Raw genomic sequence first — 18857 nt, forward strand, 5'->3', positions numbered from 1 at the left:
ACTGATGCCGCGCGCGCGGTTCCACACGCTCGCGGTCGCCGAGGTGCGGCCGCTCACCGCGGCGAGCGTCGAGGTGACCTTCGAGGTCCCCGACGCCCTGCGCGGCGAATACGACTACCTCCCGGGCCAGCACGTCGCCCTGCGCGCGACGGTCGGCGGCCACGAGCTGCGCCGGAGCTACTCGATCTGCAGGCCTCCGACGTCGGGCAGCATCAGCGTGGCGATCAAACGCGACCTGGGCGGTGCGTTCTCCACCTGGGCGACCAGTGAGCTGGCGGTCGGCGACCGGATCGACGTGATGAGCCCGCAGGGCACGTTCACCACCGACCTCGGCGCTCTCGAGGGCAAGCACATCGTCGGGGTGGCCGCCGGGTCCGGCATCACGCCGCTGATGGCACTCGCCCACAGCATCCTGGCCGCCTCGGACACCGCACGCTTCACCCTCGTCTACACCAATCGCACGGCGATCGACGTGATGTTCCTCGACGAGCTCTCCGACCTCAAAGACCGCTACCCTGCACGGCTCGCACTGCACCACGTGCTCTCGCGGGAACAGCGCTCGGCCCCGCTGCTCTCCGGCCGCATCGACGAAGAGCGACTGCGCCGGATGCTCGACGCGCTGATCCCTCCCGAGACGGTCGACGAATGGTTCCTCTGCGGGCCGTTCGAGCTGGTGCAGCTGTGCCGCGACGTGCTGGAGTCGCGCGGAGTGGCGCACGAGCACATCCGGTTCGAGCTGTTCACTACTGGGGAGCCCGGCCAGGTGACCGGCGACACCGGCCGCCCGGTGATCGCGCGCGAGGGCGACAAGACCGTGGAGATCGAGTTCTCGCTCGACGGGCAGACCTCGACGGTCACGACGCCGGTGGACGCCAACGAGTCCGTGCTGAACGCCGCGCTGCGGGTGCGCCCCGATGTGCCGTTCGCCTGCGCCGGCGGCGTCTGCGGGACCTGCCGCGCCCGGCTCGTCTCGGGTGACGTGCGGATGACCGAGAACTACGCCCTCGAGCCCGAGGAGCTGGAGCGCGGCTACGTGCTCACCTGCCAATCGCATCCGCTGACCGACCGCGTGGTCGTCGACTACGACGTCTAGGAGTCCCATGATCGAGCTCGAGGTCGCCGACGGCATCGCCCGCGTGACGCTGAACGCCCCGGAGAAGCTCAACGCGCTCGACGAGACAGCGCTGCGCGAGCTGGATGCGGCGTACGTCGCCGCCGAGAACGCCGGGGTGCGCGCGCTGGTGCTGCGGGGCACGGGGCGGGCCTTCTGCGCCGGCCGCGACATCGCCGGGGTCGACCCCGCGACCGACGACGTCGCCGGCTACCTCGACGGGCTCGTCACTCCCCTGCTCAAGCGGATCGCGGCGTTCCCGGCGCCGACCTTCGCGGCCGCGCACGGCGCGTGCCTCGGCGTCGGGCTCGGGCTGCTGCTGGCGACCGATGTGGTCTACGTCGCCGACACCGCGAAGATCGGCTCGCCGTTCGCCGCCCTCGGCGCACTGCTGGACTCGGGCGGCCACTCGCTGTTCGTCTCGCGGCTCGGAACCCACAAGACGCTCGACCTGATCTACACCGGGCGGCTGATGCCGGGGACGGAGGCCGTGGCATCCGGGCTCTTCAGCCGGGCGCTCCCGGCGGACGAGCTCGCGGACGCGGTGGAGGCCGCGGCGACCACGGCGGCGTCCGGCGCCACCCGCGCGTTCCTCGCGAGCAAGCAGCTGGTGCGCGCGATCAGCGACGACGACCTGGGCCTCTGGGATTCGGTCGACGCCGAGAACGCGGCACAGGTGGCGCTGCGCGACACGGACGACTACCGGGAGGGCTTCGCGGCCTTCCAGCAGAAGCGCACGCCCCGGTTCACCGGGCGCTGAGCACGCTCGCGTTACGTCAGGTTTCGCGCGAGGTGCGCGCGACGGCGCGCGGCGCGCATCCTGGGACCATGACCCGTCAGATCCGTTTCAACGCCTTCGACATGAACTGCGTCGCCCACCAGTCCTCCGGGATGTGGCGGCACCCCGACGACCAGGCGTGGCGCTACAAGGACCTCACGTACTGGACCGAGCTGGCGAAGCTGCTCGAACGCGGGACGTTCGACGGGATCTTCATCGCCGACGTGCTCGGGACCTACGACGTCTACGGAGGCTCGAACGAGGCCGCCATCCGGCACGGCGCGCAGGTCCCGGTCAACGACCCGGTGCTGCTCATCTCGGCGATGGCACTGGTGACCGACAACCTCGGGTTCGGCGTGACGGCCGGCACCGCGTACGAGCATCCGTACCCCTTCGCCCGACGCATGTCGACGCTCGACCACCTCACCAACGGCCGGGTCGGCTGGAACGTCGTCACCGGCTACCTGCCCTCGGCCGCCCGCAACATGGGGCACGAGGACCAGCTCGAGCACGACGACCGCTACGACCACGCCGACGAGTACCTCGAAGTGCTCTACAAGCTGTGGGAGGGCTCGTGGGAGGACGACGCCGTCATCCGCGACCGTGAGACCGGCGTGTTCACCGACCCCGCGAAGGTGCACGAGATCGGGCACCAGGGCAAGCATTTCACGGTGCCCGGCATCCACCTCTCCGAGCCGAGCACGCAGCGCACCCCGGTGATCTACCAGGCCGGCGCGTCGAGCCGCGGCATCGCCTTCGCCGCCGCCAACGCCGAAGCCATCTTCGTCGCCGCCTCCACGAAGGAGGGCCTGAAGTCCACGGTGTCGAAGATCCGGGATGCTCTGGAAGCGGCCGGCCGCGACCGGTACGCCGCCCGCATCTACACGCTGCTGACGATCATCACCGACGAGACGCCCGAGAAGGCGCAGGCGAAGTACGAGGACTACCTCGACTACACCAGCGACGAGGGCGCACTCGTGTTCATGTCGGGCTGGATGGGCGTGGACCTCTCGAAGTACGACCTCGACGAGCCCATCGGCAACGTCCAGAGCAACGCCATCCAGTCGGTGGTGGCCAACTACCAGCGCGCCAACGCGGACGGCGGCGAGTGGACGGTGCGCGACATCGGCCGTCTCGGCGCGATCGGCGGCCTCGGCCCGTTCATCGTCGGGTCGGGCTCGGAGATCGCCGACCAGCTGCAGGAGTGGGTGGACGAGACCGACGTCGACGGCTTCAACCTGGCCTACGCGATCACGCCGGGCACGTTCGAGGACGTGGTCGAGTTCGTGATCCCCGAGCTGCGCAAGCGCGGCGCCTACCCCGACGAGTACGCTCCCGGCAGCCTGCGGAACAAGCTGCACGGAGCCGGCGACCGCCTGCCGCAGAACCACCGCGGGGCGAGCTACCGGCTGGGCGCGGCACAGAGCTCGGCGGTCTGACGAACACGTTCGCACTAGAACACGGTGTCTGCCTACCGGTGGGGATCGTGCGGCGGGACAATCCTCACAAGGACGTGCGCATGGGCTTCGAAAGTGCGTACACCCACGTGGCGTCTGTTGCACGGGTAAGGCGACGGACGCCGCGGCTTGTGCGGGAACGGACGCCGCGGCTTGTGCGGGAACGGACGCCGCGGCTTGTGCGGGAAGGCCGCCGCGTCACACGAGCCGGGCGCTCAGCAGCCGGTCGACCGCGGTGAGCGGGATCGGGAGCCACGAGGGCCGGTGGCGCGACTCGTAGGTGACCTCGTACACCGCCTTGTCGAGCTCGAAGGCGTCGAGCAGATGGCCGAAATCGGTCACCACGCTGCCGGCGATGGAGGTGTAGCCGTCCAGGTACGCACGCCGCGACCGTCTCGCCCAGGCGACAGCGTCGATGGGCGGCTCCCGGCGGGCGAGCGAACCCGCCACGTAGTCGAACGAGCGGAGCATCCCGGCCACGTCGCGCAGCGTCGCATCCGGACGCGCACGTTCGGCGAGCGGTCGCAGCGGCTCGCCCTCGAAGTCGATGAACTGCCAGCCGCGCTCCGCCGAGTGGAGCACCTGGCCCAGGTGCAGGTCGCCGTGGATGCGCTGCAGCAGCGGGTGGGGCGACTCGGCCGCCACCTCGTACACGGCCGCGATCGCCGCGCGTGACTCCGCGATGGCGGGGACCTCGGTGCTCGCGATCGTCAGCCGCTGGAACATCCCGTCGAGTGCGGCCGCCACATCGTCGCGCCCGGCCGGTCGGGTGGGCAGAACGCCCGCGAGCTGGACGTGCAGCTCCGCCGTTCCGGCGCCCAGGGCGAATGCACGGTCGGTGAAGTCCTCCTCGTCTTCGGCCGCGCGGACCGCCAGCTCCCAGCCGTCCTCGGCTCCGGCCAGGAAGTCCTGCGCCAGCGCCAGTTCTCCGGATGCCCGAGCCGGCACGATCGCGTCCGGCCAGCTGCCCGACACCCAGCCTCGAAGCGCAGGCGTGCGCAGGGAGCCGCCCTCCGTGAGCGCGGCCAGCGTCGACACATCCGGGTTCGGCCCGTCCTGGATCACGCGGAACACCTTGATCAACACGAGCCCGCCGCCGTCGAGCTCCCCGACGATCGACGTGTTCGACTGCTCACCGGTGAGGCGGCGCGACGAGCGCACCTGCACCGGGGCACCGAGCCGGTGGCCGCGCATCGACGCGTCAGCGCCTTCCGCGCGGAAGGTGCCGGCCATCATCGCGGCGAGGGCGCTGACGTAGGCCTCGTCGGCCGGACCGTCGTAGAGGTAGTGCCCTCCCGCCTCTCCGATCAGTGCGACCGGGTCGCCGTCGCGGCCGCGGCGCGCGACGACGGGAACCTGGTAGACGCGCGGGGTCCGCGGGCCGTCGTCGGCGAAGAAATGGGTGACGACGCGTGCGCCGTCGCGCGGGGGCTCTACTTCGACGGATGCGAGCAGCCGCAGGCGTGGTTCGACGCTCTTGGTCGAGTACCAGCGCTGCCGGCGCATCCACGAGCCGACGAGCTCGGTGAGTTCGGTCATGTCAGCACCGTACGCCTCTCGCTGGGGAAACGCCGGGAGTCGTTGGGCGCCGCTGCTCAGCGCTGACCGAGGGTCACGCCGCGCGCCGCCATGAACGGCAGCGGGTCGATCTGGAGCCCGGCGATCCGGACCTCGAAGTGCAGGTGGCATCCGGTCGAGGCGCCCGTGGTCCCGACTCGCGCGATCGGCTGGCCGGCTTTCACGACCTGGCCCACGGTCACCGCGAGGCCTCCGTCGACGATGTGGCCGTACGCGGTCTGCACGCCGTTGCCGTGGTCGATCAGCACGAAGTTGCCGTACGACCCGTTCGGGCCGGAGGCGACGACCGTTCCGGCGCTCGCGGCCACGATCGTGGTGCCGCACGACGCCCCGAGGTCGTCACCGGGGTGGAAGAGCGCGGTTCCGGCCGGGCGGGACGGGCGAGGGCCGAACAGGTCGGTCAGCGGTCCGTGCACCGGCAGCGCCCACCCGGTGGCGGTGGCCGGGGTGTCGACCAGGGGCTTCCAGCCGGTGCCCGCCGCTTGCAGACCGGGCACCGTGTCGAGCGCCCGGGCGGCCGCGGTGACCTGGATCCTCGCCTGGCTGACGGCCTGGCGACTGCTCGCGACGTCGATGGAGGCGACCGCGCTGTTCGCGGCGCCGACCTGGCCGTTCAGGAGGGCGGCGCGTTTCGCGTCGGCAGCGGCGAGTCTGATCGCGGCGGTCCGTGAGGCGCCCGTCTTCTCGAGGCGGTCGACGGCGGCGAGCTTGGTGAGGAGATCGCCGGGGGTGCCGAGCACGATCCGCAGGGGGTCGGCGGTGAACGCATGGGTCGCCGCGGACCGCACGAGGATGGACGCGTACGCCGCGGAGTCCGCGGCCTTCTTCTTCGCGTCCGCCGCGCGCTCGGCGACGGCATTCGCCTCGGCCTGCGCGAGCACCTTCTCCCGCTCGGCCCGCTGCGATGCCTCGGTCGCCGCCGCGAGCGTCCGCTGCGCCTCGGCGAGCGCGCTCGCGAGCTCGGACGCTCGCGCGACCTGAGTCTGGTCGATGACGCCGAACGAGAGCTGCGGCTGGGGGTCGAGGGTGACCGTGTCGATCGGCGCGGGCGGCGCCGGCGCCGGCTTGGGCGCGGGCTTCGGCGACGGTTTGGGCGACGGCTTGGGGGTGGGCGTCACGCTGGGCGACGGGGTGGGGGTCGGCGTCGGGGTCGGGGTCGGGGTCGGGGAGTCCGTCGGGCTCGGCGTGGGGGTGGGGGTGGGGCTCGGCGTCGATGTCTCCGAGGGCGACGGTATGGGCGTGGGTTCCGGACCGATGGACGGCGACGGAGACGGGGTCGGCGTGGGCGTGTCGGCGAACGCGGTCTGCTGACCGCCGAGCGCGAGGCCCACGGCCAGCGCGGCGATGGCACACGCGTTACCCACGCGGCGCGGCATCCCGCGTCGTGAATCCATCCTGTGGCGTCCGAACGCGTTCCGCATGGTCACGCGAACCCTCCGGCTGGCGCCGGGCGAGCCCGTGCTTTGATGCTCTCACCGTGGCCGACGCTAAACAAGAGCCTCGAACGTGGGTAGGAGGCACCTCCCAGGCGCGGCACGGTACGGTGAACACCTGTGACTGAGACCACCGCCGACGTGCGACCCCGCCGTTCCACCAAGAAGTCCACCTGGAAGACGCTGCTCCGCGACATCCTGGTGATCTTCGTCGTGGCGCTGCTGGTGAGCTTTCTCATCAAGACGTTCGTCGCCCGGTCGTTCTACGTCCCCTCCGGCTCGATGCTGAACACCCTGCAGATCAACGACCGCATTCTCGTGAACGAGCTGCAGCCCAAGGTGTTCCCGCTGGAGCGCGGCGACGTGGTCGTGTTCAAGGATCCGGGCGGCTGGCTGCCTCCTGCCACCCCCACCCCGACGAACCCGGTCGCCGGCGCCGTGGGGTCACTGCTCGACTTCGTCGGCCTGAGCGCGTCGGACAGCGATCAGCACCTGGTGAAGCGTCTCATCGGACTCCCGGGAGACAAGGTCAGCTGCTGCAACGCGCTGGGCCAGATGAGTGTGAACGGCGTTCCGCTCAAGGAGCCGTACGTGCTGCTGCCGGCGGGTGTCGAGTCGGTCTCCGAGAAGGAGTTCTCGGTCACCGTTCCGAAGGGGACGATCTGGGTGATGGGCGACAACCGGTACAACTCGGCCGACTCGCGCTATCACATGGACGACCCCGGCAACGGCTTCGTGCCGCTGGACGATGTGGTCGGCCGGGCCTTCGTGGTCAGCTGGCCGGTGAGCCACTGGTCGTGGCTGGACGACTACCCCGAAGTGTTCCGCGGCGTCGACAGCGCCGAATAGCCGCCAGCTCCGAACAGGCGCGGGTCAACTCGGCTCAGCTCTCGGACTTGCCGAGCCGCCAATAGCCCATGAACGCCACCCGGCCCCGGTCGATGCCGTTGCGGCTCACCAGCAGGCGGCGCAGCGTCTTGACGGTGCCGGACTCCCCCGCGATCCAAGCATAGAAGCCGCTGCGTGTCTCCTCGGGCAGCTCCCAGAGCAGGTCCACGTCCACGTCGATGTCGTCGAGACACTGCGGGCGTGGCGCGGCCGCCGCTGCGACGGTCTCCGGATGCTCGGCCGCCCAGGCCTCCACGGCCGGCACGAGCCCGCATCCGTTCGCCCCGCCTGCGCGATCCAGCCAGGTGACCTCGAAGTGATCCGGGATGTCGAGCGCGAGCCGATCGGCCACGCTGGGCACTTCGATGAACGCGTGCACGCGCCGGGCGGCCGGGAGCGACTCCAGGATGGCGGCGATGGCGGGCGCCGCGGTCTCGTCTCCGACGAGCAGCAGGTCGGTGGCCGTTCCGGGCCGCCAGTCGATGCCGACCGAAGAGTGGATGCTCCGGGCATCCGGACCCACGATCACCAGCTCGTCACCTTCGGCCGCGCGGGAGAGCCAACGGGCGGCCGGGCCTCCGTCGCCGTGAGCGACGAAGTCGATGTCGACCAGTCGCGCGGCCGGGTCGACGGCACGCACCGAGAAGGTGCGGAGTGGGCTGCGCTGCTCGTCGGCGAGCGCGCGCCAGCGGTCGTACCAGTCGCCGGCGGCGATCGTCGCGTCGTCGTCGAGCGGGGAGAGCGTGCCGTCGGGCAGCGGGAAGAGCAGCTTGACGCGCTGGTCGAGGCCGTCGGTGCCGAACACGTCGAAGTCCGGTGCCGCGAAGGTGACGCGGCTGAAGTGCGGCGTCAGCCGGCTGACCGCGACGACCCGTGCGCGGTAGGGACGGTAGGAGGGGCGGTCGGTCTTGACGAGCGGCGTCGCGACGGGGCTCACAGGGCGCCTTCCGGGAGTCGGGTACGGAGTTAGGTAAGGCTACGCTAACCCGTCTCCCTCTCGCCACTCGAGCCCCAAATGCCCGCCAATAGGTCCCGACACGCCGCCTCACTCGTCGCCTCCCGGCCGACGCTCCCTGCGCTGCCCCGCTCTCCTCTGTGCTGCGTGCGGGCGCGGTCGACGTAGCGCATCCGGTGCCCGCGGGCGCATGATGAACACGGCACCGCCTGACCGAACACAGACCATCGATGAGGATCGTCATGAAGGACGCCGACAACCCGAGCACTCCCACGGACGCCGAGAGCGTTCGTGCGCAATTCGACACGCTGGCCGCGATGGCCGGGGACCTGGCGGGGCATTTCGCCCTCGAGCCATTGCTGGAGCGCATCCTGAGGCACACGCTCGAGCTGCTCGGCTCCGACAGCGGGTCGATCTGCACGGTCGACGAGGCGGCAGGAACCTATCGCAAAGACGTCGACCTCGGTGTCGGCTGCCAGTCGGGCCGCACGTTCCCGCTCGACGAAGGCGTGACCGGGGAGGTGGTCCGCGCCCGGCGCTCGGTGATCTTCGACGAGTACGCGCAGGTGCGCGGCGGGCACATCGACGGCCCCGACCGCGCTCGGCTGCACGGCACGCTCGGAGTCCCCATCCGGTGGAACGGCGTGATCATCGGGGCGTTCGTGCTGTTCAGCCGCGATTCGGCGCGGAGGTTCACCGAAGCGGACGCGGCCCTGCTGGAGAGGTTCGCCGCGCACGCCGCGATCGCCATCACGAACGCGCGGCTCCACGCCGTGGCGGAGGAGCGAGCCCGCGAGACGGCGGTGCTCGCCGAGCGCGAACGTGCGGTGCGGGATGTGCACGACACGGTCGGCCGCGGCCTCGCCGACCTGCTCCTGCACGTCGACGAAGCCGACCGCCGGCTCGCCACCGGGAGCGACCCCCGCGATGCGCTCGCCAAAGCACGAACCGCAGCGCGTTCGGCGCTCAGCGAGACCCAGCGGACCGTGCTCGGCCTCGGGCCGGCCCTGCTCGACGGGCACTCGCTCGGCGAGGCGATCGCGCTCGAGCTGGCGTGGGTCGAATCGGCCGCGGCTCTCGAGACCCGGCTGGTCGTCGTCGGCGAGCCGGGGCCACTCGACGCCGAGACGGTGCGGCAGCTGTTCCGGATCGTCCAGGAGTCGCTGACCAACGTGGTCGAGCATGCCGGCGCGAAGCATGTGCGCGTCGGGCTCGTCTACGGGGAGTCGGAGGTGACGGTCCTCGTCGAGGACGACGGCCGCGGGTTCGACGTGACCGGCCTGGGCAAGCCTCCGAGCAGGCCCCTGCGCGGGCTCGGGCTGCAGAACCTCGCGGCGCGCGCCCAGCATCTCGGCGGGATCGTGCACGTCGAGTCGACGCCGCAGTGGGGGACGCGGGTGCGCGCCGAGCTCCCCGTGGCGCCGCCGGCACCCGACCGCGGCCCCCGGCCGCGCTGGAGAGTCCTGGTCGCTCACCAGAGCCCGCTCATCCGATCCGGGCTGGTCCGGATGCTCGCTCTCGCCGAGCCGGACATCCAGGTGGTCGGAGAGGTGGCCGACGCCGAAGCGGCGATGGAAGCGTACGACCTGCTCCATCCCAGCGTCGTGCTCGCCGACCTCGACCTGCCGCACGTGGACGGGGTGCAGCTCACCTCTCACCTGCGCGCCGCCGACCCGGGCGCCGTGGTGGTGCTGCTGATCGGCTCCGTCGGCGACGACCGCCTGCGCGATGCGACGGCCGTCGGCGCAGCCGGCTTCCTGGAGCCGCACGCGGACGCGGCCTCGATCGCCCGCACCGTGGTCGCGGCGGCGAGAGGCGACCTCCTGCTGAGTCCCGCGCTCCTCGGCCGCTACTCGGTCTCCCTGACCGGCGACGGCGCGGAGACGCTCACGGCCCGCGAACGCGAGGTGCGCGCGCTGGTCGAGCAGGGCATGCCCGACAAGCGCATCGCCGCCGAGCTGCACATCTCCGTGAAGACGGTCGAGAAGCATGTCGGCGCGGTGCTCCGCAAGACGGGGGCGCCGAACCGCACCGCTCTGGCCGGGCAGTCGGTGAACAGGCACTGAGCGCCGCCGCTGCGCCTGCGGGTATTCCCTACCGCCGAAATGGGGGAAGCTCCCGAGTCGCGCGGCGCGTCGGCCTGCCTACGCTGGGGACGGATCGAGGAGGTCGCCATGCCCGTCGTGTCGCTCAAAGAGATCGTGGACCGCGCGTTCGAGGCGCGGTACGGAGTCCCCGCCATCAACATCGTCAACGATCTGACGCTGGAGGCGGTGCTGGCGGGAGCCGTCGAGGCCAAGACGCCCGTGATCGTGCAGACCTCGGTCAAGACGGTCAAATCGATCGGGTCGGACGTGCTGTTCGCGATGTGGACGGCGATGACCGCACGCATCGAGGTGCCCGTGACGCTCCACCTGGACCACTGCCCCGAGCGAGCCGTGATCACGGAATGCCTGGAACGCGGCTGGAACTCCGTGCTGTTCGACGCCTCGACGCTGACCGTCGAGGAGAACCAGCGGCAGACCGTGGAGGTCGTGGCGGAGGCCCGCCGCTACGGGGCGCACGTCGAAGGAGAGATCGAGGCCATCAAAGGCGTGGAAGACGGGATCGGCTCCGACACCGAGCCCGCGCGCCACAGCCTCGAGACCGCCATCGGCTTCATCCGGGCGACAGGGGTCGACGTGTTCGCCCCGTCGATCGGCAACGCGCACGGTGTCTACTCGAAGACGCCCGAACTCGACTTCCAGCGGGTGACCGACATCGTCGAGGCCACCGGTGTCCCGATCGCCCTGCACGGCGGCAGCGGGATGACGCCCGAGCAGTTCACCGACCTCATCTCCCGCGGTTGCGCCAAGGTCAACATCTCGACCGCTCTCAAGATCGAGTTCATGAAGTCGAGCCTGGCGTTCCTGAAACAGGCCGAGGCGGCCGACAAGTGGGATCCGCCCTCGCTCTTCCGTGACGTCCGCACCCACATCGTCGACCTCACCACCGGGCTGGCCGCCACCTTCGGCAGCGCCGGGAAGGCGTGGTGAACGTGCCGACCCTCATCTTCGACTGCGACGGTGTCCTCGCCGACACCGAGCGCTACGGTCACCTGCCGGCGTTCAACCAGACCTTCGAGGAAGTCGGCCTACCGGTGCGCTGGAGCGACGACGACTACCGGGAGAAGGTGCTGATCGGCGGCGGCAAGGAGCGCATGGCGAGCCTCCTGACCCCCGACTTCGTGGCAGCCAACGGCCTCCCCTCCGACGAGGAGGGGCAGCGGGCGATGCTCGCCGACTGGCACCGGCGCAAGACAGCCATCTACACAGCTCTCGTCCAGTCCGGCGCGCTTCCTCCTCGGCCGGGGATTCGCCGGATCGTGACGGAGGCGGCCGCCGGGGGGTGGGGGCTGGCGGTCGCCTCGACGTCTGCAGAGCCGTCGGTCCGTGCCGTGCTCGAGCACGCCGCCGGACCCGAGCTCGCAGCGCGCTTCGCCGTGTTCGCCGGCGACGTCGTACCGCACAAGAAGCCCGCTCCCGACATCTACCTCCTGGCCCTCCGCGAGCTCGGCATCGGCCCCGACGACGGCCTCGTGATCGAAGACAGCGGCAACGGGGTGCGCGCGGCCGTCGACGCCGGTCTCCGGACGGTCGTGACGGTGAGCGCGTACACCGCCGAGGAGGACTTCACCGGAGCGTCCCTCGTCGTCAGCTCCCTGGGCGACCCGGGCGAGCCGGCCGTCGCGCTCGCCACACCCGTCGGCGTGCATCCGGGGCCGCTCGTCGCGCTGACCGACCTCGCTGCCGCGCTCACCGCGCCGAGGCCGTGAAACCCCGCCCACCAGCCACCACCCCACAACCCCACAACCCCAGGAGCATCGATGACGACGCAGAGCTTCAGCGACACCGAGTTCGTGGTCCGCACGATCGCGCAGACGGCGGTGGACAACGAGAAGTACTTCGGCGACCTCGACTCGGTCGTCGGAGACGGAGACTTCGGATTCTCGCTCGCCCGCGGCTTCGAGATCGTGATCGCGGACTGGGACGGCTACGACCGCTCCGACATCGGCACGTTCCTGCAGAAGATCGCGATGGCCATCACCAGCCGCATCGGCGGCACCTCCGGGCCGATCTGGGGGACCGCCTTCCTGCGCGCCGCAACGGTCGCCAAGGGCCGGGACGAGCTGACCGGCGACGACGTCGTGGTGATGCTGCGCGCGGCGATGGACGGCATCAAAGCGCGCGGCAGCGCCGAGCTCGGCGACAAGACGCTCCTCGACGCGCTCGCCCCGATGACGGACACCATCGAGGCCCGGATCGCCGCGGGCGACACGTCCGACGAGATCGTGACGGCAGCAGCATCCGCCGCCCGAACCGCGGCCGACGCGACCACCGAACTGCAGGCCAGGCGCGGTCGTGCCTCCTACACCGGCGAACGCAGCATCGGCTCCCCCGACCCCGGCGCTGTCGCGATCGCGGTCATCCTCGAACGGCTCGCGCCGGCCTGGCCGAGCCGCCCCATCCAGTCCTAGCAACCCCTCGATGTGGAGAGAACACCATGAAGAAGTTCGTCAACGACCCGCTGAAGTACGTCCCCGACATGCTGAAGGGCATCGCGCTCGCCAATCCCGACACGCTGCGCTACGTGCCCGACTACAACCTGATCATGCGGTCGGATGCTCCGCGCGACGACAAGGTCTCGATCATCCAGGGCTCGGGGTCCGGCCACGAACCCGCGCACGTGCTCACCGTGGGCAAGGGGATGCTCGACGGAGCGTGCCCCGGTGACGTGTTCGCGGCGCCCCCGATGGACTACGTCTACGAGACCACGAAACTGCTGGCCACCCCGAAAGGCGTGCTGCTCCTGGTGAACAACTACACCGGAGACAAGATGGCGTTCGACATGGCGGCCGAGATGAGCCTCGCCGACGGCGTGACGGTGAGGACCCTGTTCATCGACGACGACGTCTCGGTGCAGGACTCGACCTACACCGTCGGTCGCCGTGGCGTCGCGGGCAACTTCTTCGTGATGAAGGCCGTCGGCGCCGCCTCGGAGGAGGGCGCCGACCTCGACGAGGTCGTCAGGATCGGCGAGAAGGTCAACTCCGTCACCCGCACGATGGGCCTCGCCCTCACGGCCTGCACCCCGCCGGCCAAGGGCTCCCCGCTGTTCGAGCTCGGCGACGACGAGATCGAGATCGGCGTCGGGATCCACGGCGAGCCGGGGCGCCGCCGCGACACGATCAAGCCGTCCGACGCCCTCGTCGACGAGCTGCTCGAACCGGTGATCGCCGATCTGCCGTATGTGAGCGGCGACCGCGTCGCGCTGATGGTCAACGGCCTCGGCGGCACCCCGATCAGCGAGCTCTACATCGCCTACGGCCACGCGCACGAGCAGCTGGCCGCCCGCGGCATCACGGTGGGGCGAAGCTACGTGGGCGAGTACTGCACCTCGCTCGACATGGCCGGCGCCTCGATCACCCTGGTGCGGCTGGACGATGAGATCGAGCGGCTGCTGAGGGCGCCCGCGGAGATCGGTCTGCACATCTTCTGAGCGCCGGATGAAGGGTCCCGACACGCCGTCTCAACTGTCGCGGCGCGGTAGATCGGGACCCTTTGTCGTGCGCGAGGCCCGTGCGAGCACACCGAGGCGGTCGCGAGGACGCCGCCCGGCGAGGCCCTACGCTGATCCCGTGGACTCCAACTCTCCCGTCCGCGCACCCGGCGTGCGCGAGGTCGCCGCCCTGGCGGGCGTCTCGCGCCAGACGGTCTCGCGCGTGATGAACCATCATCCGAGCATCCGGGAGAGCACCCGCCTGCGCGTGCTGGCGGCCATGGAGGAGCTGGAGTTCCGGCCCAACCGGGCCGCCCGGATGCTCTCGACGAGTCGCTCGAACACCATCGGCATCCTGGCGTCGTCGGCCTCGTCGCTGTTCGGTCCGGCCAGCAGCATCGACGCGGTCGAGAAGGCCGCTCGCGAGGCGGGTTACTTCGTGACGATCGCGCACCTCGCGGCCGTGACCCCCGACGAGATCGGGGCGGCCCTCGACCACCTCGCCGCGCAGGCGGTGGAGGGCATCGTCGTGGTGGCGCCGCAGGAGCCGGTGCTGGATGCGATGCGCTCGGTGTCGATCGGGGTGCCGTCGGTCACCCTGCACGGCGCTCAGGAGCCCGGCGGCGACGGCGTCTTCGTCGACCAGGTCGCCGGCGCCCGGCTCGCGACCCGACATCTGATCGAGCTCGGCCACACCACCATCGGGCACATCGCGGGCCCGCCCGACTGGGCGGAGGCGAGCGCGCGGCAGCGTGGATTCCTCGCGGAGGTCGAAGAGGCCGGCGTCACCGGCATCGTGTCGCAGCCGGGCGACTGGACCAGCGCGTCCGGGTACGAGGCGGGGGTCGGGATGCTCGCCGATCCGCGCATCACCGCGGTGTTCTCCTCGAACGATCAGATGGCGCTCGGGGTGCTGCACGCGCTGCGGGAGGCGGGACGGCTGGTGCCGGGCGAGGTGAGCGTCGTGGGCTTCGACGACATTCCGGAGGCGGCGTACTTCGCTCCCCCGCTGACGACCGTGCGGCAGGACTTCGGCGAGCTGGGCCGCCGGTGCGTCGCCCGGCTGCTGGCTGCGATCGACGGCGAGCAGGCGTCCGGCGAGCCGGCTGTCTCCCCGGTGCTCGTCGTGCGGGAATCGACCGGGCCCGCCCCCGATTGACAGCGCGTGGTCGTGAAGGCGATACTGGATCGAGCAAAATGTGACCGGTCACAATACGGTGAAGGAAGAGATCATGCCGACAGATGAGGCTGCCGCGCGGCAGCGCGACGCCATCCTCGGAGGACGCACCTCCCTGGGGCTGGAGCTGGGGTCGACACGGATCAAGGCGTGCCTGATCGATCTCGACGACCCCTCGGTCGTGCTCGCCGTCGGCGCCCACGAGTGGGAGAACGAGTTCGTCGACCGGGTGTGGACGTACTCGCTCGACGCGGTCTGGTCCGGCCTTCAGGCGGCGTACGCCGACCTGGCTGCCGACGTGGAGCGCCGCTTCGGCGTGCGGCCGGCGACCTACGGCGCGATCGGCGTCTCGGCCATGATGCACGGCTACCTGGCGTTCGACACAGCGGATGCATTGCTCGTACCCTTCCGCACCTGGCGCAACACCACGACCGGACCCGCCGCTGCGGAGCTCACGGAGCTCTTCGGCGTCAACATCCCCCTGCGCTGGTCGATCGCGCACCTCCACCAGGCGGTCATCGATGACGAGCCGCACGTCCCTCGGCTTCACTTCCTCACCACGCTCGCCGGGTATGTGCACTGGCGGCTCACGGATCGAACCGTCGTCGGGGTGGGCGACGCCTCCGGAATCTTCCCGATCGACACGGCGACGAAGGACTACGACGCCGAGCTCGTCGCGCGCTACGACCGTCTCGCGGCAGAACGGGCTCCGGGGCTCACGCTCGGCCGGATCCTGCCCGAGGTGCTCGTCGCCGGGCAGCCGGCGGGAACCCTGACGCCCGAGGGAGCCGCACTCCTCGACCCGTCGGGAACGCTGCGGCCGGGCGTCGTGTTCTGCCCGCCCGAGGGCGACGCCGGCACGGGCATGGTCGCGACCGACTCCGTCGCTCCGCGCACCGGCAACGTCAGCGCCGGAACCAGCATCTTCGCCATGGTGGTGCTCGAACGCCCGCTCGCGCGGCTGCACCACGAGCTCGACCTCGTCACGACACCGGCCGGCGACCTCGTGGCGATGGTCCACTGCAACAACGGAGCGAGCGAGCTCGCCGCCTGGGCGGGGCTCTTCAGCCGTTTCAGCGCCGCGGCCGGCGTCGGCCTCGAGACCGACGCCGTCTACGAGACCCTCTTCCGCGAAGCCCTGGGCGGCGACAGCGACGCCGGTGGCCTGCTCGCGTACAACTACCTGGCCGGCGAGCCGATCACAGGTCTCACCGAGGGCAGACCGCTCGTCGTCCGCACCCCCGACAGCCGGTTCACGCTCGGTAATTTCGTGCGCGCCCAGCTCTACGGAGTGTTCGGCACTCTCGCCCTCGGCATGCGCGTCCTCGCGGGCGAGGGCGTACAGCTCGACCGGATGTTCGCCCACGGCGGCATGTTCCGCACCGCCGGGGTGGCGCAGCGGTTCCTGGCCGGGGCGCTCGACGCTCCGGTCTCGGTCGCGCAGACCGCGTCGGAGGGCGGCGCCTGGGGCATCGCCGTGCTGGCCGCCTACACCGCGGACGCCGCATCCGGAACCGCGGACGCCGCATCCGGAACCACCCTCGACGACTATCTGCGCACGCGCGTCTTCGGCGGGTTCGCCTTCGAGACGACCGACCCGCACCCCGACGACGTCACGGGATTCGCCGCCTACCTGGAGCGGTATCGCACCGGCCTGGCCGTCGAGCGAGCCGCCGTCGAAGCAACCCCTCTGGAAGGAGCCACGTCGTGACCGACACCCCCGCGGTGCGCGCCGTCCGCGAACAGGTCGCCGACCTGCACACCGAGCTGACCCGCAACGGCCTGGTCGTCTGGACCGGCGGGAACATCTCCGGCCGTGTCCCCGGCACCGACCTGTTCGTCATCAAGCCGAGCGGCGTCGACTACGACGACCTCTCGCCCGAGAACATGATCCTCTGCACGCTCGACGGGGCGGTCGTCCCCGGCTCGGCGGGCAGCGAACGGTCGCCGTCGAGCGACACCGCCGCTCACGCCTACGTGTACCGCACCATGCCCGAGGTCGGCGGCGTCGTCCACACCCACTCGACCTACGCCACCGCCTGGGCGGCGCGCGCCGAGCCCATCCCGTGCGTCATCACGGCGATGGCCGACGAGTTCGGCGGCGACATCCCGGTCGGCCCGTTCGCGATCATCGGCGACGACTCGATCGGCCGCGGCATCGTCGCGACGCTCGCCGGGCATCGGTCGCGTGCCGTGCTCATGCAGAACCACGGCGTCTTCACGATCGGGCGTGACGCCCGCGACGCGGTCAAAGCCGCCGTGATGACCGAGGACGTGGCCCGCACAGTGCACATCGCACGCCAAGGCGGACCCCTCGTGCCCATCCCGGCCGAGGCGATCGACGCCCTGTACAACCGCTACCAGAACGTCTACGGACAGAATCCCGAAGGAGCACTCAGCTGATGCCCGGTACGAACCCCCACCTGGCCACCACCCTCGACCACTACGAGGTCTGGTTCCTGACCGGCAGCCAGCACCTCTACGGTCCGGAGACGCTCGCGCAGGTCGCCGAGCAGTCCCGCGCGATCGCCGACCGGCTCGCCGCCTCCTCCGACGTGCCCGTGCGTGTGGTGTGGAAGCCGGTCCTGACCGACAGCGACGCCATCCGCCGCATCGCGCTGGAGGCGAACGCCGACGACGCCGTGATCGGGCTCATCGCCTGGATGCACACGTTCAGCCCGGCCAAGATGTGGATCTCCGGCCTCGACGCCCTGCAGAAGCCGCTCCTGCACTTCCACACCCAGGCGAACGTCGAACTGCCCTGGGCCGAGATCGACTTCGACTTCATGAACCTCAACCAGGCCGCGCACGGCGACCGCGAGTTCGGCTACATCCAGACGCGCCTGGGCGTCGCCCGCACCACCGTCGTCGGCCATGTCTCCGACCCCGCCGTCACCTCCCGCATCGGCACCTGGATGCGCGCAGCGGCCGGCTGGGCGGCCACCCGTTCCCTCAAGCTCGCGCGGTTCGGCGACAACATGCGTTTCGTCGCGGTCACCGAGGGAGACAAGACCGAGGCCGAGCTGAGGTTCGGCGTGCAGGTCAACACGTGGAGCGTCAACGAGCTGGCGGATGCGGTCGCAGCGGCCACCGCATCCGAGATCGACGAGCTCGTGGCCGAGTACGAGGAGCTGTACGACGTCGTGCCCGAGCTCCGGAAGGGCGGCGAGCGCCACGCGTCGCTGCGCGACGGGGCCGCGATCGAGCTCGGGCTGCGGTCGTTCCTCGAGGCCGGCGACTTCGGCGCCTTCACCACCAGCTTCGAAGACCTCGGCGACCTGAAGCAGCTTCCGGGCCTCGCGGTGCAGCGCCTCATGGCCGACGGGTACGGCTTCGGCGCCGAGGGTGACTGGAAGACCGCGATCCTGGTGCGAGCGGCGAACGTGATGGGCGCCGGTCGACCCGGCGGCGCGTCCCTCATGGAGGACTACACCTACGACCTCACGCCGGGCGACGAGCGCATCCTCGGCGCCCACATGCTGGAGGTCAGCCCGACGCTCACCTCGCGGCGCCCGACGCTCGAGGTGCATCCGCTCGGCATCGGGGGCAAGGACGACCCCGTGCGCCTCGTCTTCACGGCCGACGCCGGACCGGGCATCGTGGTGGCGCTCTCGGACATGCGCGACCGTTTCCGTCTGGTCGCGAACGTGGTCGAGGTCGTCGAGCCGTCCGCCCCGCTGCCGAAGCTTCCGGTCGGCCGCGCGGTGTGGAAGCCGGAACCCGATTTCCGCACCTCGGCGACCGCCTGGCTCGAGGCCGGGGCGGCCCACCACACGGTGATGTCGACGGCCGTCGGTCTGGAGGCGTTCGAGGACTACGCGCGCATGGCCTCCACGGAGCTGGTCGTGATCGACGAGGGCACCGAGCTGCGCGCCTTCGCCAACGAGCTGCGCTGGAACGCGGCCTACTACCGCCTCGCCCGCGGCATCTAGGCTCCCCCGA

Annotated in this window: 17 protein-coding genes; 14 read left to right on the plus strand and 3 right to left on the minus strand. The window is 70.9% G+C overall.

Annotated features, from left to right (window positions below):
* The first annotated feature begins 4 nt into the window (after positions 1 to 4).
* From paaE to ACFVV5_RS17495, 3 genes are all read left to right on the plus strand, one after another.
* Complete coding sequence (gene paaE / locus ACFVV5_RS17485) at positions 5 to 1093, plus strand: 1,2-phenylacetyl-CoA epoxidase subunit PaaE (RefSeq protein WP_387246629.1); 1089 nt, start codon at positions 5 to 7, stop codon at positions 1091 to 1093.
* 7 nt (positions 1094 to 1100) lie between these two features.
* Complete coding sequence (locus ACFVV5_RS17490; RefSeq protein ID WP_387246631.1) at positions 1101 to 1871, plus strand: enoyl-CoA hydratase/isomerase family protein; 771 nt, start codon at positions 1101 to 1103, stop codon at positions 1869 to 1871.
* A 68-nt stretch (positions 1872 to 1939) separates the two neighbouring features.
* Positions 1940 to 3328: an LLM class flavin-dependent oxidoreductase gene (locus tag ACFVV5_RS17495; RefSeq protein ID WP_387246633.1), complete on the plus strand. Its 1389-nt coding sequence runs from the start codon at positions 1940 to 1942 to the stop codon at positions 3326 to 3328.
* Between the two features lie 216 nt (positions 3329 to 3544).
* Here ACFVV5_RS17495 and ACFVV5_RS17500 read toward each other — a convergent pair whose 3' ends face one another.
* Both ACFVV5_RS17500 and ACFVV5_RS17505 read right to left on the minus strand, forming a co-directional pair.
* The gene (locus ACFVV5_RS17500; protein WP_387246635.1) at positions 3545 to 4885 is read right to left on the minus strand and encodes a hypothetical protein; all 1341 of its coding nucleotides are present in this window, start codon (positions 4883 to 4885) and stop codon (positions 3545 to 3547) included.
* 56 nt (positions 4886 to 4941) lie between these two features.
* A complete protein-coding gene (locus ACFVV5_RS17505) occupies positions 4942 to 6042 on the minus strand; it encodes a peptidoglycan DD-metalloendopeptidase family protein (RefSeq protein ID WP_387246637.1) in 1101 nt (366 codons plus the stop codon).
* Between ACFVV5_RS17505 and ACFVV5_RS17510 the strand changes: the two genes are divergently transcribed.
* Entirely contained in the window at positions 6032 to 6235 is a 204-nt protein-coding gene (locus ACFVV5_RS17510) for a hypothetical protein (protein ID WP_387246639.1), read from the plus strand. The genes ACFVV5_RS17505 and ACFVV5_RS17510 overlap by 11 nt on opposite strands.
* Positions 6236 to 6477: 242 nt before the next feature.
* Positions 6478 to 7206, plus strand: a complete 729-nt coding sequence (gene lepB / locus ACFVV5_RS17515; protein ID WP_387246641.1) for a signal peptidase I — start codon at positions 6478 to 6480, stop codon at positions 7204 to 7206.
* Positions 7207 to 7240: 34 nt separating this feature from the next.
* Here lepB and ACFVV5_RS17520 read toward each other — a convergent pair whose 3' ends face one another.
* Entirely contained in the window at positions 7241 to 8182 is a 942-nt protein-coding gene (locus tag ACFVV5_RS17520; RefSeq protein ID WP_387246643.1) for a siderophore-interacting protein, read from the minus strand.
* Between the two features lie 260 nt (positions 8183 to 8442).
* Between ACFVV5_RS17520 and ACFVV5_RS17525 the strand changes: the two genes are divergently transcribed.
* From ACFVV5_RS17525 to araA, 9 genes are all read left to right on the plus strand, one after another.
* Positions 8443 to 10266, plus strand: a complete 1824-nt coding sequence (locus ACFVV5_RS17525; RefSeq protein WP_387246645.1) for a GAF domain-containing protein — start codon at positions 8443 to 8445, stop codon at positions 10264 to 10266.
* Between the two features lie 108 nt (positions 10267 to 10374).
* A complete protein-coding gene (locus tag ACFVV5_RS17530; protein ID WP_387246647.1) occupies positions 10375 to 11235 on the plus strand; it encodes a class II fructose-bisphosphate aldolase in 861 nt (286 codons plus the stop codon).
* A 2-nt stretch (positions 11236 to 11237) separates the two neighbouring features.
* Positions 11238 to 12014, plus strand: coding sequence for an HAD-IA family hydrolase (locus ACFVV5_RS17535; RefSeq protein WP_387246649.1), 777 nt, complete (start codon positions 11238 to 11240; stop codon positions 12012 to 12014).
* Positions 12015 to 12065: 51 nt separating this feature from the next.
* The gene (gene dhaL / locus ACFVV5_RS17540) at positions 12066 to 12716 is read left to right on the plus strand and encodes a dihydroxyacetone kinase subunit DhaL (protein WP_387246651.1); all 651 of its coding nucleotides are present in this window, start codon (positions 12066 to 12068) and stop codon (positions 12714 to 12716) included.
* 26 nt (positions 12717 to 12742) lie between these two features.
* The gene (gene dhaK, locus ACFVV5_RS17545; protein ID WP_387246653.1) at positions 12743 to 13738 is read left to right on the plus strand and encodes a dihydroxyacetone kinase subunit DhaK; all 996 of its coding nucleotides are present in this window, start codon (positions 12743 to 12745) and stop codon (positions 13736 to 13738) included.
* A gap of 139 nt (positions 13739 to 13877) precedes the next feature.
* On the plus strand, positions 13878 to 14897 hold the full coding sequence (locus ACFVV5_RS17550) for a LacI family DNA-binding transcriptional regulator (RefSeq protein ID WP_387246655.1): 1020 nt from the start codon (positions 13878 to 13880) through the stop codon (positions 14895 to 14897).
* Between the two features lie 73 nt (positions 14898 to 14970).
* Positions 14971 to 16626 carry a xylulokinase gene (locus ACFVV5_RS17555; RefSeq protein ID WP_387246657.1) on the plus strand — a complete coding sequence of 552 codons (1656 nt, stop codon included), beginning with the start codon at positions 14971 to 14973 and terminating at the stop codon, positions 16624 to 16626.
* Positions 16623 to 17318 carry an L-ribulose-5-phosphate 4-epimerase gene (locus ACFVV5_RS17560; RefSeq protein WP_387246659.1) on the plus strand — a complete coding sequence of 232 codons (696 nt, stop codon included), beginning with the start codon at positions 16623 to 16625 and terminating at the stop codon, positions 17316 to 17318. The genes ACFVV5_RS17555 and ACFVV5_RS17560 overlap by 4 nt, the downstream gene beginning before the upstream one ends.
* Complete coding sequence (gene araA / locus ACFVV5_RS17565; protein WP_387246661.1) at positions 17318 to 18847, plus strand: L-arabinose isomerase; 1530 nt, start codon at positions 17318 to 17320, stop codon at positions 18845 to 18847. Before ACFVV5_RS17560 ends, araA begins: the two co-directional genes overlap by 1 nt.
* Positions 18848 to 18857 lie beyond the last annotated feature (10 nt).

Origin of the sequence: Leifsonia sp. NPDC058248, from assembly GCF_042881905.1 — a bacterium.
Lineage (GTDB): Bacteria > Actinomycetota > Actinomycetes > Actinomycetales > Microbacteriaceae > Leifsonia.

Bases quoted from the DNA above. Each gene is read 5' to 3' on its own strand.
- paaE (WP_387246629.1), top strand. From the start codon at position 5: ATGCCGCGCGCGCGGTTCCACACGCTCGCGGTCGCCGAGGTGCGGCCG.
- ACFVV5_RS17490 (WP_387246631.1), top strand. From the start codon at position 1,101: ATGATCGAGCTCGAGGTCGCCGACGGCATCGCCCGCGTGACGCTGAAC.
- ACFVV5_RS17495 (WP_387246633.1), top strand. From the start codon at position 1,940: ATGACCCGTCAGATCCGTTTCAACGCCTTCGACATGAACTGCGTCGCC.
- ACFVV5_RS17500 (WP_387246635.1), bottom strand. From the start codon at position 4,885: ATGACCGAACTCACCGAGCTCGTCGGCTCGTGGATGCGCCGGCAGCGC.
- ACFVV5_RS17525 (WP_387246645.1), top strand. From the start codon at position 8,443: ATGAAGGACGCCGACAACCCGAGCACTCCCACGGACGCCGAGAGCGTT.
- ACFVV5_RS17530 (WP_387246647.1), top strand. From the start codon at position 10,375: ATGCCCGTCGTGTCGCTCAAAGAGATCGTGGACCGCGCGTTCGAGGCG.
- dhaL (WP_387246651.1), top strand. From the start codon at position 12,066: ATGACGACGCAGAGCTTCAGCGACACCGAGTTCGTGGTCCGCACGATC.
- dhaK (WP_387246653.1), top strand. From the start codon at position 12,743: ATGAAGAAGTTCGTCAACGACCCGCTGAAGTACGTCCCCGACATGCTG.
- ACFVV5_RS17555 (WP_387246657.1), top strand. From the start codon at position 14,971: ATGCCGACAGATGAGGCTGCCGCGCGGCAGCGCGACGCCATCCTCGGA.
- araA (WP_387246661.1), top strand. From the start codon at position 17,318: ATGCCCGGTACGAACCCCCACCTGGCCACCACCCTCGACCACTACGAG.